The organism is Thermobacillus sp. (genome assembly GCF_003390775.1).
GTDB classification, from domain to species: domain Bacteria; phylum Bacillota; class Bacilli; order Paenibacillales; family Paenibacillaceae; genus Thermobacillus; species Thermobacillus xylanilyticus.
On sequence record NZ_QEWA01000060.1, the window covers coordinates 1 to 12,821 of the forward strand.

General features: G+C 63.0%; 12 protein-coding genes and 1 pseudogene. 2 read left to right on the top strand and 11 right to left on the bottom strand.

The window, feature by feature from the left end:
• A pseudogene (locus tag C6W55_RS16850) lies at positions 1–230 on the bottom strand (group II intron reverse transcriptase/maturase); the annotation flags it as partial.
• A gap of 700 nt (positions 231–930) precedes the next feature.
• On the opposite strand from C6W55_RS16850, the gene C6W55_RS16855 reads away from it, so the two are divergent.
• On the top strand, positions 931–1,497 hold the full coding sequence (locus C6W55_RS16855; protein ID WP_015255870.1) for an NAD(P)/FAD-dependent oxidoreductase: 567 nt from the start codon (positions 931–933) through the stop codon (positions 1,495–1,497).
• Positions 1,498–1,563: 66 nt separating this feature from the next.
• Here the strand turns inward: C6W55_RS16855 and C6W55_RS16860 are convergent, their stop codons facing one another.
• The 8 genes from C6W55_RS16860 to C6W55_RS16895 all read right to left on the bottom strand — a co-directional run bounded on the left by C6W55_RS16860 (position 1,564) and on the right by C6W55_RS16895 (position 10,082).
• Complete coding sequence (locus tag C6W55_RS16860; RefSeq protein WP_015255871.1) at positions 1,564–2,244, bottom strand: DUF421 domain-containing protein; 681 nt, start codon at positions 2,242–2,244, stop codon at positions 1,564–1,566.
• A 47-nt stretch (positions 2,245–2,291) separates the two neighbouring features.
• Complete coding sequence (locus C6W55_RS16865) at positions 2,292–3,764, bottom strand: MFS transporter (protein WP_286893973.1); 1,473 nt, start codon at positions 3,762–3,764, stop codon at positions 2,292–2,294.
• A 106-nt stretch (positions 3,765–3,870) separates the two neighbouring features.
• Complete coding sequence (locus C6W55_RS16870; RefSeq protein WP_213483796.1) at positions 3,871–4,611, bottom strand: nucleoside phosphorylase; 741 nt, start codon at positions 4,609–4,611, stop codon at positions 3,871–3,873.
• A 70-nt stretch (positions 4,612–4,681) separates the two neighbouring features.
• Positions 4,682–5,359, bottom strand: a complete 678-nt coding sequence (locus C6W55_RS16875) for a sulfite oxidase-like oxidoreductase (protein ID WP_408646081.1) — start codon at positions 5,357–5,359, stop codon at positions 4,682–4,684.
• Between the two features lie 47 nt (positions 5,360–5,406).
• Positions 5,407–6,321, bottom strand: coding sequence for an ABC transporter permease (locus C6W55_RS16880; RefSeq protein ID WP_286893974.1), 915 nt, complete (start codon positions 6,319–6,321; stop codon positions 5,407–5,409).
• The gene (locus tag C6W55_RS16885) at positions 6,305–7,372 is read right to left on the bottom strand and encodes an ABC transporter permease (protein WP_041854535.1); all 1,068 of its coding nucleotides are present in this window, start codon (positions 7,370–7,372) and stop codon (positions 6,305–6,307) included. The genes C6W55_RS16880 and C6W55_RS16885 overlap by 17 nt, the downstream gene beginning before the upstream one ends.
• Positions 7,353–8,879 (bottom strand): ABC transporter ATP-binding protein, encoded by a 1,527-nt coding sequence (locus C6W55_RS16890; RefSeq protein WP_213483793.1) that lies wholly within the window; start codon positions 8,877–8,879, stop codon positions 7,353–7,355. The genes C6W55_RS16885 and C6W55_RS16890 overlap by 20 nt, the downstream gene beginning before the upstream one ends.
• Positions 8,880–8,987: 108 nt before the next feature.
• Positions 8,988–10,082 (bottom strand): BMP family lipoprotein, encoded by a 1,095-nt coding sequence (locus C6W55_RS16895; RefSeq protein WP_286893975.1) that lies wholly within the window; start codon positions 10,080–10,082, stop codon positions 8,988–8,990.
• Between the two features lie 266 nt (positions 10,083–10,348).
• Between C6W55_RS16895 and C6W55_RS16900 the strand changes: the two genes are divergently transcribed.
• Complete coding sequence (locus C6W55_RS16900) at positions 10,349–11,797, top strand: S-layer homology domain-containing protein (RefSeq protein ID WP_286893976.1); 1,449 nt, start codon at positions 10,349–10,351, stop codon at positions 11,795–11,797.
• A gap of 119 nt (positions 11,798–11,916) precedes the next feature.
• On the opposite strand, the gene C6W55_RS16905 is transcribed toward C6W55_RS16900, so the two are convergent.
• Both C6W55_RS16905 and C6W55_RS16910 read right to left on the bottom strand, forming a co-directional pair.
• Complete coding sequence (locus tag C6W55_RS16905) at positions 11,917–12,303, bottom strand: VOC family protein (RefSeq protein ID WP_286893977.1); 387 nt, start codon at positions 12,301–12,303, stop codon at positions 11,917–11,919.
• Positions 12,304–12,332: 29 nt separating this feature from the next.
• Positions 12,333–12,611 carry an ArsR/SmtB family transcription factor gene (locus tag C6W55_RS16910; RefSeq protein ID WP_213483842.1) on the bottom strand — a complete coding sequence of 93 codons (279 nt, stop codon included), beginning with the start codon at positions 12,609–12,611 and terminating at the stop codon, positions 12,333–12,335.
• Positions 12,612–12,821 lie beyond the last annotated feature (210 nt).

Consider the following 12,821-nt stretch of genomic DNA (forward strand, 5'->3'; position numbering starts at 1 on the left):
TCCACACCGGGGGCTCCTCCGTTCTGCACCACTCTCCTGTAAGCCTTCAAGAGGTTCTCCCTTTCCAGCATCTTCTCCAGCAGGTCGTCCTGTGCTTTGCGAGAGGAAGGGGCGATTTGTGCCGGCAACGGACTCGGCGCTCCAACGGTCCCTTGCGGCTTCACCGCTACTTCCCGCTGGCAGCCCTCTTGCGAGGTATTCTGCTGTCTGCGCCCGTCGCGCGAACGCATCGGTTTCCTCTCTCCTTTCGGTTCGGCCCTTCCGCTTTCCTTACGTCCCGTACTCGCGTACTATAGCCTCTGCTGACTCCTGCGGATTCAGCGCAGCCTCCCGGCTGCGGTTACGAAGTGACTTCGCGTATTCCGCAGGCCTCCCCGGATAAGAGCGTCATCTGTCTGCCCGCGACCACTGGAGTTTACAGGATTAGCCTTTGGCGGCTTTGGATTTCGTTGTGTGCTGGCAACTCATCCGACTAACCCTGCCTCGAATCCAGTTCGTGTACCTTGGCCCGTGCGTTTGCCTCCGGCTTCCTTCAGATTCGGCCTCGCGACCGACACCCTTGCCCTCGGCTAATGGTAGGCGCTCGCCAGCCCCCATTCCGGACTTTCACCGTAGAGATGACGCCCATGCCGGGCGTACAGCAATAACGGCACAAAATGCCGTTATTCTACGCCGAAAAGCCGAATTGCCATGCCGTTATTGACCGCCGCCGATCCGCCGGGGTGCACACCAATATCCCCCGCCTGCGGGCCTCCGCTTCCCCGCGAGTCTCCGCCCCCCGCATGCCACCGACTCCCCGCGCGCCTTCTCCGCTGCTCCTCACGCCCCGTTCCCGGCTTTCTTTTGATTTTAGAAACATTTTTGTATAAAATGTTCCTGTGACTTCAAGCTGTATTCGCATTGATTTCATGGGCGAAGGAGTGGGTGGAGATGTTTGACATCGCCATTATCGGCGCCGGACCGGCGGGCGCAAGCGCCGCGCTGTTCACGGCCAAAGCGGGCAAGAAGACGCTGCTGCTCGACAATGACAAGAGCATCACGAAGCGGGCCTGGATCGAGAACCATTACGGCGTTCCGGAGATTACGGGGCCCGATCTGGTCGAGACCGGCAAGAAGCAGGCGGCAAAATTCGGCGCGGAAGTGAAGCAGGCGACGGTCACGAACATCGTGAAGGACGGAGACAAGTTCCGCATTGAGACGGAAGGCGGCGAGTCTTTCGAAGCCGGACAAGTCATCATCGCAACCGGCCTGCTGACGGACCTCGCCGAGAAGATCGGCCTGAAGCTGAAAGACGGCACCGAGCCGCGCATCAAGACGGTCATTGACGTCGACGCGGACGGCCGGACGAACATCGACGGCATCTGGGCCGCCGGCACGGTGGCGGGCGTCAGCGTCCATACGATCATCACCGCCGGCGACGGCGCGAAAGTCGCGATCAACGTCATCAGCAAGCTGAACGGCGAACGGTACGTCGACCACGACGTGCTGAAATCCTGAGCCATCAGAAAACGGCAGCCTGAACCGACGCTCGAGACAACACGGCGTCAGTTCGGCTGCCGTTTCTCATTGATGCGGCATAACGAACAGTCCTTCTTCGGGGTCCCAGTCCGCGTACAGGACGCCCTCATACGAAGTGATGCCCCGATCTGCCAACTGCTGCTTCAGCCACGGTTCGGACAAGGACGCCTTCCCCAGGTTGTCCGACTGCAGCCGGCCGTCGAGGATCAGCGTAATCGGCACCCGTCCGCCCACGCCGTGCAGGCCGAGATCCGCGCGCGTCGGCGGTCCGTACGGCCGCTTCGGCAGCACGCTGATCATGCCGTTCGTCTCGAGGACGGCGTACTCGATCTCGCGCAGCGAGAAATACCCCTGCTGCCGCAGCATGCTGAGCAGCTGGTCGAGATCCAGCATGTTGCGGCGCATGACGTCGTATTGCAGATGCCCGCGCCGGATGACGATGGACGGCTCGCCTTCGAACAGCGTGCGCATCTTTTTCGACTTCAAGGTCAACCGCCCGATGGCGTAAATGATCAGCCCCCAGATCAGGATGCCGTACACAATCTGCGCCGCCGTCACATCCGGCTGGTAGACCGCGTTGCCGACCAGATCTCCGAGCACCAGTATGGCGACGAATTCGAACGGCGTCAGCTTGGAAAAATGCGCCTTGCCGAGCACCTGATTGAAAACAAACAGTCCTGCGAACCCGAACAGCAGATCCACAGTGATATGCAAATAATGGCTCACGGCAACCCCCCGCGCTTTCCGCTGCGGTCATCGCCGTTAGTATTCCCTTAATTTCCTTGATCCGATCCAGCCAAAATCTTCGCTCTCGGCGCGGTCAGCAGCACGGCCGCAACGCAGGCGAGCATGACGCAGCCCGTCACGATGAACTGTCCTTGGGCCGGCAGCGGCACGAGTCCGATGCCGGACGAACCGGCCACCGTGCCCGCCGAGAACAGCGCGTAGAACCAGCCGTAGGCTTGGCCGCGGTTCGTTTCCGTCGTGCCGTGGATGAGCAGCGTGTTCATCGCCGGGAACAGCAGCGCGAACCCGAGGCCGTACAAGGTCATCACCGCGACAAGAACGGCCATGCTTGTGCTGTGCCCGAGCAGGAGCTGGCTGACAGCCATCATGGCAAGGCCCGCCGTAAACCGCATGGCGGGCGGCAGCCGCCTGAAGCCCACGCGCGCCTGCACGATGAACACCGCGACGGCGATCAGCCCGAACATGCTGAGCAGCGTGCCGCTGATCCGCGAGTCAAAGCCGAGTGCCTGGACGTGCAGCGGCAGCAGATAAGCCAGCGCCCCCTGCGAGAACATGAGGAAAAAAGCCCCCGCGAAAGACTGCAGCAATTCCCGTCTCCAGACCAGCCTTCCTCCGGCCCGGCGCTCTTCCTTGCTCCGCGCGTCTTGCTTCCGGAGAAAAATCACCGTCAGCAGGAGCAGCCCCAGCCCGAGCACCGCGACCGTGGCGAACACGAACGGGACCGACGTCCGGCTCGCCATGATGCCGCTGTACGCGGGGCCGGCGATCGCCGCAATGCCGACGAATGTCCCCGACACCGCGCTCTGGCTGCCCTGCCGATCCTTCTCCGTCACGTTCGCGAGGAACGTGAAAGCCGCGGGAACGATCAGACCGCTCACGAATCCGTGAAGGAAGCGCACCGCCACCAGTGCCGCCGGGCTTGCCACGAGACTGTACAGGAGCAGCACGCCGGAGGTCAGGGCAAGCCCCGCGGTCACCACCGGGTACGCGCCGCGGCGGTCCGTCCAGATGCCGGAGGCGAGATTGCCGAACAGATTCGTCATCGAGTACATGCCGACGGCGAGCCCCGCGACGGCCGCGCCGGCGCCGAGCGACGACGCATAGGTGCTCATGACCGGCAATTGGGTGAAAAGATCGAGAAACGCGAAGAACACCACCGCATAGACGAGCCATTTGACCGGAATCGGCCGGATCTCGAACTGATGCCGGCGGCGCCTGATCGCGCGGTCCAGCACGAAATTGCCGAACGGCACGAACGCGGCCGCCAGGCACAGCAGCGACCACAGCACGTTCCATTGCAGGCGCAATTGCGCATACAGAATCGCCAGGAGATAGAAGATGACGATGTAGCCGTGGATCGTGCCGACGATCGTGACCGCCATCGGCATGCCGGCCGCGTATTTCAGCGGCATCGCGATGCCGAGCAGCACGAGCAGCGACGTGCCGTCCGCCAGCCCGGCCGCGCGGACGACTTTGACGGGATGCAGCAGTTCTCTCAACGGTTTTCCTCTCCTCCGGTTGTTGGCGCCTTTCGCTCCTTCAATATTACCATGAAATTCGACAAAAAAGCCCGCCCCGGCCGGGGCAGGCAATGCAAGGCCAACGCTATTCGGCGGCGGCGTCCGCCGCGGCGAGCGACGCAATCGCCCGGAGCGCGGCCTCGATCTCGCGTTCCACCGCCTCCGCGACGATATTGCGGTGCGGGTCGTACGCTTCGTCGACGGTGTCCGCGTCGCCGTCCAGCGCGACGATCGCGCCGGCGCGCATGCCGCGCAGCGAAGCAATCACGTAGAGCGCGGCGATCTCCATCTCCACGGCGAGCACGCCCGCCTTCGCGTACGCGTCATGAGGCAGGTCGACGACGCCCGTGAAGAACGCGTCGAACGTCGCCGTGATCCCTTTGCCGACGGGGCCGCCGCCGAGCGCGACCGCCTCTCGGTACAGCGCCTCCGTCACGGCGCTGTCGGCGACCGCCGGAAATCCGGGCGGCACGAGCTGCTTCGTCAGCCCTTCTTCGCGCACCGCCGCGGTGCTGACGATCAGGCTGCCCGCCGGATACTCCGGCGTCAGCGACCCGGCCGTGCCGACGCGGATCACCGTCCGCACGCCGGCCCTCGCCAGTTCCTCGAAGCAGACGGCGGCGCCGGGCGAGCCGACGCCGTGGCTGACGACGGCAAGCCGGGCGCCGTTATACTTGCCGACGAACGTCCGGTATTCCCGGGCGAAGGCAAGCTCCCGCGCGTCCTCCAGTTTGCCCGCAATTTTCTCGGCGCGGAACGGGTCTCCGCAGACAAGCGCGTAATCCGGAATGTCGGCCGGTTCTACGCGCAGAATCGGCAGTTTCATCTATACGGTACCTCCCAACGGTCATGGCGCGCTGTCCGCGGCCTCTGGATCATGCAGTCGTATTTGTCCGTCAGTCGTAATCCTTGTGCATCCATTCGTCTTCCGGCATCTCAAAAGACTCGTCCGAGAACCGCTGCTCCCGGAACGGATCGGCGTAATTGTGGAAGCCTCGCTGCTCCCAGTAGCCCGGCCGGTCCTCTTTCATGAACTCGATGCCCCGCACCCATTTGGCGCTCTTCCAGAAGTAGAGATGCGGCACGATCAGACGGAGCGGCCAGCCGTGCTTCGGAGTGAGCGGCTTGCCGTCGTAGCCCCAGGCGAGGAGCACGTCATCCCGCATCAGGTCTTCGAGGGGCACATTCGTCTCGTAGTCCTGATCGGCATGGATCATGACATGGCGCGCCTCCGGCCGGACGCGGATGCCCGCCGCCGCCAGAAAATCGCGGAACCGCACGCCTTCCCATGCGGTGTCGAATTTCGACCAACGCGTGACGCAATGAATGTCGCAGACGACGGTCGCGCGCGGCATCGCCTTCAGATCGTCCAGGCTGAACGTCCGCTCCCCGTCCACCAGGCCGAACACGCGCAGCGACCATTCCGATCCGTCCCCGTAATCCGGCACGTCGCCTTCATGCAGGATGGGGAACCGGTCCGTCAGCGTCTGCCCCGGCGGCAGCCGGTGCGCGAGTTCCGGGCTGATCCGGGCTTTCGGCGCGGGAGCGCGTTTCAGCCGTTCCGCCTTGTCCATTTTTTCCATCCGATGCGCCTCCTCTTTTTCGAAATTCGAATGTTTGCCTAGCGTCCCTCGATCCGGCCGGACTGCTGCAGATAGGCGCGGTCCTTGAAGAAAAACATGGCGGCGAGCGTCACGATATACGGCACCATCATCGTGAACTGCGTCGGCAGCGAGAAGCCTTGCAGGCGGATGCTGATCGCTTCCATGAGCCCGAACAGCAGGCTCGACAGCGTGACGCCCAGCGGATTGTTCTGCCCGAGCATGACGGCGACGAGGGCGATGAAGCCGCGGCCGGCCGTCATGTTCTCGGTGAACTGCGTCACCTGCCCGAGCGACAGCTGCGCGCCGGCCAGTCCGCACAGCACGCCGCTGGCGAGCACCGCGGCGTACCGGATGCGGTCGATCTTGATCCCCAGGCTCCGCGCTGCCGCCGGATGTTCGCCCGCGGCCAGCATCCGGAATCCCCGCACCGTGCGGAAGAAGAAAAATTGCAGCGCGAACGCCAGCACGAAGGCGAGGTAGACGAGCGGCGAGTGGCCGGTCAGGATGCCGAGGAACGAGTCGCCGGAGATCTGCGGGATGTTCCATTTCGGCAGACCGGTCATATTCGGGTCATAGTATGACCCTTTGACATGGAAAATGGCGAACAAACAATACGTGGTCAGCCCCGTCGCCAGGAAGTTGAGCGCCACGCCGACGACGATCATGTTCGCGTTCAGGCTGATCGTCAGATAGGCGAGGATCAGGGACATGAGCCCCGCGCAGACGGCGGCGAACAGGACGGCCAGCCACACATTGTGGAACAGATGATTGCCGACGATGGCCGTGAACGCGCCCGTCAGCATGAGCCCTTCGAGACCGACGTTGAAAATGCCCACGCGGGCGCAGATCGCGCCGCCGAGCGCGGCCAGCAGGATCGGGGCGATCATCCGCAGCATGGAGTTGAACAGCGAGAAATCAAACAGCTGGTCCATCGGAAGACCTCGCTTTCCTGCGTTTGAAGAACGCGTACGTGAACCGGGCGGAGATGAACAGAATGATCGCCGCCTGGATGACGCTGGCAATCTCGAGCGGCACCTCGGTGTTCCGCTCCACGCCCATGCCGCCCGTCTGCAGCGCCGCCAGCAGGATGGCCGCCGCCGCCGTCCCGAGCGGATGCGATCCGGCGAGCAATGCCGCCATGATGCCCGACCAGGCATAGCCGGGGGCGGTCAGCGCGTTGTCGATGTAGCGGTATTGCGTGCCGAGCACCTCGACGGCGCCGGCGAGTCCGGCGAAGCCGCCGCTGGCCAGCATGGCGGCCATCATCAGCCGGCCGCGGCGGACGCCGCCGTATATGGCGAACAGCGGATTGCTGCCGTGCATCCGGAGATGATAGCCGGCGATCGTATGGCGGAGGAACAGGAACAGCACCACGGCCGCCGCCGCCGCGATGATGAAGCCCGCGTGCACGCTCATGCCCTTGAACAGCTTCGGCAGCCATACCGCCCTGTCCACCATGTTCGTCTGGTTGATCGCGGCGCTGCCCGACGTATCCTTCAGCGGGAAGCTGACGAAATAGCTGGCCAGATACACCGCGATATAGTTCAGCAGCAGCGTCGTAATGAGCAGATTCATGCGGAACCGGAGATCGAGCCAGCCGGCAAACAGCGACCAGGCGCCGCCGGCAACGATGCCTGCGGCAAGCGCGGCGATCATGCGCATTTCCGGCGGTGCCGGCAGATAGAGCGCGGTGACCGCGGCGGCCAGGGCGCCGAGCAGAAGCTGGCCTTCGGCGCCGAGGTTGAAGAACCCGGCGCGGAAGGCGAGCGCCACGCCGAGGCCGATCAGCATGATCGGGGTTGCCCGCGCCAGCGTGTTCATCGCGTAGTAGAAGCTGCCGAACGCGCCCTTCCACATCTCCGCGTACGTCTCGGCCACCGAGCCGCCGACGGCCAGAATCGCGACGGCTCCGGCGGCGAGGCCGAGCAGCAGGGCCGCAAGCGGATGAATCCATTCGCGCAGACTACGTGTGATGAGCTGCATGAGCCGCATCGGCCGTCACCCCCGCCATCAGCATGCTGATTCCCTCTTCCGTCGCTTCTTCGGCCGCAAGCTCGCCGGCGATCCGCCCTTCGAACAGGACGATGATCCGGTCGGAAAGCTTCAAAATTTCCGTCAGTTCGGAGGATACGAGCAGAATGCCGCTGCCTTCGTCACGCCGCTTCATCAACTCGCCGTGGATGATCTCCATGGCGCCGATGTCGACGCCGCGCGTCGGTTCGGCGGCGATGACCAGCGGCGAGCCGTGCGCCAGCTCGCGCGCCGCGATCAGTTTCTGCAGATTGCCGCCCGACAGCTGCCCCGCCTTCACATCCGGCGATCCCGCCTTGATCTTGAAACCGGCGATCCAGGACTCGGCCAGCTTGCGTATGCGGCCGCGCAGCAGGATACCGGATCGACCGGCGCGCGCCGTATGGCCCATCGCCGCGTTGTCGGCGATGCACTCCTCCTTCGCGCACCCCCACTGATAGCGGTCTTCGGGAATATGGGCGAGCCCCTGCCGGCGGATTTCCCGGACATCGGCGCCGGAGATGTCGCGCCCGCACAGCTTGACCGCTCCGGCGTCAATGCGCCGCAGGCCGGCGATCGCCTGGATCAGTTCGGACTGGCCGTTGCCGGAAATGCCTGCCACACCGACAATTTCGCCCGCCCGGACACTGAACGACACGTTATCGACGAGCGGCTTCGTCTTGCCGCGGCCGGCGCGGATCGTGAGGCCTTCCACCTCGAGCACCGGTTCGCCCGGCTTGGCCGGCCGCTTGTCGAACGGGACGAGCTCGCGCCCGACCATCAGGCGGGACAGCTCCTCGACGTTCGTGTCGGCGGCGCGCACCGTCGCGGTGACGCGGCCGTCGCGCAGCACGGTGATGCGGTCGGCGGCATCCATCACTTCCTGCAGTTTGTGCGTGATCAGGATGAAGCTTTTGCCCTTGCGCGCCAGCTCGCGGATCGCCGCGAGCAGCTCCTTCACTTCCAGCGGCGTCAGCACGGCCGACGGCTCGTCCAGAATGATGATGTCCGCGCCCTGGTACAGCACCTTCAAAATTTCGACCCGCTGCTGGATTCCGACCGGACAATCGGCGACCCGGCGATGCGGATCGACGGGCATGCCGTATTCGGCGGACAGCCGGGCCACCTCTTCGGCCGCCTTCTTCCGGTCGAACAGCATGCCGGAGGCCGGTTCCCGGCCGATGACGATGTTCTCCGCCACGGTGAACGAGGGAAACAGCATGAAGTGCTGGTGCACCATCCCGATCCCCGCGCGGATCGCGTCCTCCGGCGAGCGGAACGACTGCTCCTGTCCGCGGAGCCGGATCGTGCCGGATGTCGGCGTCTCCTCGCCGTAGAGAATGCGCATCAGCGTCGTCTTGCCCGCGCCGTTCTCGCCGACAAGCGCATGCACTTCGCCGGCTTCGAGCGTAAAGTCAACGCCCGCGTTGGCCGTGACGTCGCCGTATATCTTGGTGATCTTCTCCATCTGCAGCAGCATGCCGCTTCCCCTTCCGTCATGCGGTATGTTCCTCAATAACACGTACAGCAGCCGGCTGCGTCCCGGCAGCCGGCTGCTAGCGTATGAAACACCGTATCGTCAGATGCTTTACTGCTGTTCGAGGGGATTGATGACCGTAATCGCGCCCGAAACGATGTCGTCGCGGATCTTCTTCAGCGTCTCGACGTTCTCCTGGCCGAGCGCGTCGCTGAGCGGCGACGGCGACTCCGCCGTGACGAACGTCAGGCCGACGCCGTTCTCCTTAAGGCCGTAGTTGACCGTGCCGAACGTGAAGTTGCCTTGTGCGAAGTCCTTCACCGTCTCGTAGACGACCGTATCGGTTTCTTTCAGTTGGGACAGAATGATGTGCTCCGGATCTTCGACCGTGCGGTCGACGTCCTGGCCGGAAGTCAGGAAGCCCTTCTCTTTCGCCGCTTCGAAGACCCCGTTGTCGCTGACGGCCGACATGCCGGCGATGAAGTCTGCGCCTTGCTCATATTGCAGCAGCGCCAGTTCCTTCGCCTTCGCCGGATCGGTGAAGTTGCCGACATAGTTGACCAGGAATTTCGCGTCCGGATTCGTATGTTTGAGCCCTTGCTCGAAACCGCTCGTATATTTGCTGAGCAGCGGGATGTCCATGGCCACGACCGCGCCGACCGTGTTGGTCTTCGTGACAAGACCGGCGGCAGCACCAAGCAGGTAAGCGGCTTCGTGCTCGCGGAACTCGATGCTGCGGACATTCGGCGCGTCAAACGCCTGGTCGATGATGGCGAACGGCTTGTCCGGATTTTCGGCGGCCACTACCGTCAGCGCATCGACCGCGGTGAAGCTGCTCGTAATGATCAGGTCGTAATTGTCGGCGACGGCGGCGCGCAGATTTTGCTCGAATGCGGCCGGGTCCGTCGATTCGATCGTCTTGACCTCGACGCCGAACTCTTCGGCGGCTTGATTCAGCCCGTCCACCATTTGGGTAAAGAACGCGTTGACGCCGATCTTCTCCGGCAGCACGAGCGCGACGCGTTTCTTCGGACCTTCCGTGTCACCTCCGGCGTTGTCCGCGCCCGCACCTGCATTGGCGTTCTGCGCATTGCTTCCATTGTTTCCTTCGCTGTTTCCGTTATTTCCGCTATTTCCGCCGCCGCAGGCCGCGAGAAGCGAGACGACCAGCACGGCAAGCAGCACCAGTAAGGACGCTCTTTTCACGACAGGTTCTCTCCATTTCAAAATGTTTGTCAGTTTAATCCTAGGGACTGGCTCAGGCTTTGTCAATGGAAAAGCGCGATATTGTCGAAAAATGTCGTCGATTCCGGCACGATTTCCCGCCTCAGTCGCACTCAGCCCGGAAATAAGCGCAACGATTGCCTTTATTCCGTCTTGACAGCCGTTCCAATCCTCTGCTAGGATTAACCCGATTTTACATACTATTTTACTAGGATTTGTCATCCGAATCAACCCGAGGAGGTACCGCCATGTCCATCCGACTTCACCAACTGGTCCGCAGGCTGCTGCCCGCTTCGCTGGCCGCCGTCCTGCTGCTGTCCGTCCCGGCCGTTTCCGCCGCCGGCGGCGTGTCCGCCGTCTCCGGGTCCGGCAGCACCGCCGTCTCCACAGCCGCTCAGGGCCTGGCACAGGAAACCGCCGCAGACTATGCGCTGTTCCTGAAAGACAAGTTCGGCATCGCATTCGGCGACGCCCCCACGAAAGGCGACTTCATCGCCGCGACGGCCGCAGCGCTCCGGCTGGAGACCGGCGAAGACGCCGAAACCGCCGACGGAGCCGAAGCTGCCGCAGCCGCCGATGACGCCGTCTTCGACGACGTTCCGGCTTCCAGCGTCTACTATGCGGCGGCCGCCGCGCTGTACAGGGAAGGCATCATCTCCGGCGGCACGGTGAACCCGCAGGCGCCGCTGACGGCGATCAACGCCGCGCAGATCGCGGTCAAGGCGGCCGGCCTGAAGGAACTGGCCTACACCTACCCCGCGGACAAGGCGGATCGGACGCTGGCGCCGTTCAACCTGAGCGCCGCGCTGCTGGGGCTGCAGGGCGCGCAGGAACTCGCCGCCGCCATCGACACCGGCCTCGTGCCGGCGGACCATTACGACCTGATCCGCGAGCGCGGAACGGCGACCGCCGAGTATGCCGCCGTCCTGCTGGGCAAGACGCTCGAGAGCCGCGGCGCGTACAAACGGTACATCGGCTGGGTGAGCGACGACAACATCCTGAACGAACTGCTGAACGCATATCAGGCGAGCGTCATCGTCAAGGCTCCGGAACTTCAAGCCATCGGCGACCGGGCGCTCGAGGAGAACCTCGTCACCGGCTACACGATCCGCGACTCGCGGTACGAGAGCAACTTCATCGACGAGCTGACGATTACGTATGCCCATTCCGACATCCGGCACGCGCTGCAGCTCATCGCCCTGCTGCGCAGCGAAGGCATCGACGCCAAGGTGCAGTACGAGCCGCGCACGTCCGCCTTCGTCTACCTGAAAGAATGGGGCGATCCCGGCGAATCCGAGTACTACGAAGTCCGGCAGATCGACAACGGCAACTACATCGAATACGCCAAGGAATACGAACTGATCTTCGAATTCCGCAATACCGCGGACCGCGACCGGTTCGACGCCATCATCCTGGCGTACGCGAAGAAGAACGAAGACGATCAGCCGGGATTGATTTACGGCTCGTGGTGGCAGCCGCTGTACTATTCGAATGTCCGACCGGCGGGCGACTACAGGCTGATTGCCAACAACAAGCTGTCCGACGGGCGGTACTACCTGGAGTCGTTCTCGCTCATTGACCAGGCCGATGACATCGCCGAGGCTTACAGCACCGACGATCCGGACATCACGTACTCGACCTACACGTTCTGGGTCAACGCGGCGTTCTACCGGTACCTGAACGGCGAATCGAAATAACGGCCACGATGAAAGGCCGTCTCCCCGCGAGACGGCCTTCATTTTCCGGTTGTTTCGGCTTATCCAGAAACAGGATGATGAACGGACTCGTTCAACGCATCATCCCGTTCTTTTGTGCTTCAATTGTTCTGGACCATCTGAATCAGGTTGCCGCAGGTGTCGTCGAAGACGGCCACCGTCACATTGCCCATGGTCGTCGGCGCCATCGTAAACGTCAAGCCCGCTTCGACCAGCCGCTGATACTCCGCTTGGATGTCATCCACCCCGAACATCGTCGCCGGAATGCCGTCGGCGAAGATCTTCTTCTGATACGACTTTGCTGCGGGATGCTCGTTCGGTTCCAGCAGCAGCTCGACGCCGTCCGGCTGCTCGGGCGACACCAGCGTGATCCACCGGTGCTTGCCCATCGGGACGTCATGCTTCTTGACGAAGCCGAGTTTCCCGGTGTAGAACTCCAGGGCCCGCTCCTGATCCTCGACGAAAATGCTGGTCACCACGATCTTCATCCCAATTCCTCCATGTCCAAAATACCGCGTCAGTCGAGCCAGCCCTTGAGCAGGTCCCTGAGCGGCTCCCGGTTGAACCGGATCATGCGATACTTTCCTCTTCGGACGGATTGCACGAGCCCCGCTTCCTCCAGCACGGCGAGATGCTTCGCGATGCCCTGCCGCGTGATGGACAGATTGTGCTTCATGATGAGCCGCGTCGTCAGCTCGAACAGCGTCATTTCGCTTCGCTCGGCCAGCTCATCCAGGATGATCCGCCGGGTCGGATCGCCCAGCGCTTTGAAGACGGCGTCCCTGTTGTCCTTTATCATACCCGCATTATATGCAACTTATTAGTTGCATGTCAAGCCTAACAAGCAGCCGACGGATGGGCCCGACATCACTCCCGCATGCCGATGCGGAAGGCAGCAGACCGTAACGAAACGGAGAAACGTTATATGCCCAAAAAAACAGCCTGCCCGCAATCTCTAACACGTTCGGGGCGGCGTTTCGGACGGAAATCCATATCATAACGTGTC

Excerpts from the sequence above, each read along its gene's own strand:
- C6W55_RS16855 (WP_015255870.1), top strand. The coding sequence starts at position 931 with ATGTTTGACATCGCCATTATCGGCGCCGGACCGGCGGGCGCAAGCGCC.
- C6W55_RS16905 (WP_286893977.1), bottom strand. The coding sequence starts at position 12,303 with ATGAAGATCGTGGTGACCAGCATTTTCGTCGAGGATCAGGAGCGGGCC.
- C6W55_RS16880 (WP_286893974.1), bottom strand. The coding sequence starts at position 6,321 with ATGGACCAGCTGTTTGATTTCTCGCTGTTCAACTCCATGCTGCGGATG.
- C6W55_RS16885 (WP_041854535.1), bottom strand. The coding sequence starts at position 7,372 with ATGCAGCTCATCACACGTAGTCTGCGCGAATGGATTCATCCGCTTGCG.
- C6W55_RS16900 (WP_286893976.1), top strand. The coding sequence starts at position 10,349 with ATGTCCATCCGACTTCACCAACTGGTCCGCAGGCTGCTGCCCGCTTCG.
- C6W55_RS16890 (WP_213483793.1), bottom strand. The coding sequence starts at position 8,879 with ATGCTGCTGCAGATGGAGAAGATCACCAAGATATACGGCGACGTCACG.
- C6W55_RS16875 (WP_408646081.1), bottom strand. The coding sequence starts at position 5,359 with ATGGACAAGGCGGAACGGCTGAAACGCGCTCCCGCGCCGAAAGCCCGG.
- C6W55_RS16870 (WP_213483796.1), bottom strand. The coding sequence starts at position 4,611 with ATGAAACTGCCGATTCTGCGCGTAGAACCGGCCGACATTCCGGATTAC.